The organism is Sphingomonas trueperi (assembly GCF_011927635.1).
Taxonomy (GTDB): Bacteria; Pseudomonadota; Alphaproteobacteria; order Sphingomonadales; family Sphingomonadaceae; genus Sphingomonas; species Sphingomonas trueperi.
Window position 1 is genome coordinate 1 of record NZ_JAATJB010000038.1, and the last position, 1,322, is coordinate 1,322.

1 protein-coding gene and 1 other annotated feature are annotated in these 1,322 nt (G+C 64.0%); the gene reads right to left on the reverse strand.

The features are described from left to right. Positions 1 to 40 precede the first annotated feature (40 nt). Positions 41 to 1,269, reverse strand: a protein-coding gene (locus GGR89_RS21975; protein ID WP_167713197.1) for an IS3 family transposase whose coding sequence is annotated in 2 segments (ribosomal slippage) — positions 41 to 981 and positions 981 to 1,269 — 1,230 coding nt in all. Because the reading frame shifts where the segments join, the coding sequence is not laid out codon by codon here. Next, positions 872 to 988 (reverse strand) — a sequence feature (AL1L pseudoknot). It overlaps the preceding gene by 117 nt. Positions 1,270 to 1,322 lie beyond the last annotated feature (53 nt).

The following is a 1,322-nucleotide window of genomic DNA, read 5'->3' on the forward strand; positions in this document are numbered from 1 at the left end:
CTGAACCGCGCCGGGTCTGCCGGAGGCGTTGGGTTGTGAGTCACGCTGCCATATCGAGGTTGTCCGCGGCAGCATAATATTGCTCTTCGGCTTCGGCAGGCGGGATGTTGCCGATGGGTTCGAGCAGCCGACGATGGTTGAACCAGTCGACCCATTCGAGCGTGGCGTATTCGACGGCTTCGAAGCTGCGCCACGGCCCACGCCTGTGGATCACCTCGGCCTTGTAGAGGCCGTTGATCGTCTCGGCCAAAGCGTTGTCGTAGCTGTCACCGACGCTGCCGACCGATGGCTCGATCCCGGCTTCGGCGAGGCGCTCGGAGTACTTGATGGACACGTATTGCGACCCACGGTCGCTATGATGGATGAGGCCGCCCCGATGGGCTGGCCGTCGATCGTGAAGCGCTTGCTCCAAGGCGTCGAGGACGAAGCTGGCATGTGCCGTTCTGCTGGCCCGCCAGCCAACAATCCGCCTGGCGTAGGTATCGATGACGAAGGCGACGTAGACGAACCCCGCCCAGGTCGCGACGTAGGTGAAGTCTGACACCCAGAGCATGTTCGGCGCTGGCGCGTAGAACTTGCGATTGACGTGATCGAGTGGGCACGGCGCCGCTCTGTCGCTGATGGTCGTACGCACCGGTTTGCCCCGGATCACCCCTGCCAAGCCCATCTCGCGCATCAACCGCGCGACCGTACAGCGGGCGACCTGAAAGCCCTCCCGCATCATCTGCCGCCAGACCTTCCGCACGCCGTACACCGCGAAGTTCTCGGCAAACACGCGCGCGATCTCCGGCTTCAGGGCGGCATCCCGCTGCGCCCGCGCTGACAGGCGTGTCGGATCCTGTCGCTGCGCGACGCGCTCGTGATAGGTAGATGGGGCGATCGGCAGCACCCTGCAGATCGGCTCGACCCCATAGGCATCGCGGTGATCGTCGATGAACGCGATCATCGACGGAACGGGCGGTCGAGCTCCGCCTGGGCAAAATATGCCGACGCCTTGCGGAGAATCTCGTTGGCCTGCCGAAGCTCGCGGACCTCGCGCTCCAGCGCCTTCACCTTGTCGGCGACCTCGGTCGGGACGCCAGCACGCTTACCGCTGTTGACCTCGGCCTTCTTCACCCACTCGTGCAGCGTATAGGCCGAACAGCCCACCTTCTCCGCAATGGAAACCACCGCTGCCCAGCGCGAGGGATGATCCTGCTCGTGATCGAATACCATCCGCACCGCACGCTCGCGGACCTCAGGAGAAAACTTGTTCGTCGTCTTGCTCATACAGGCTCCACCTTCTCAGGAGTTGGAGCCTCCGGCAAACCCGGCGCGGTTCA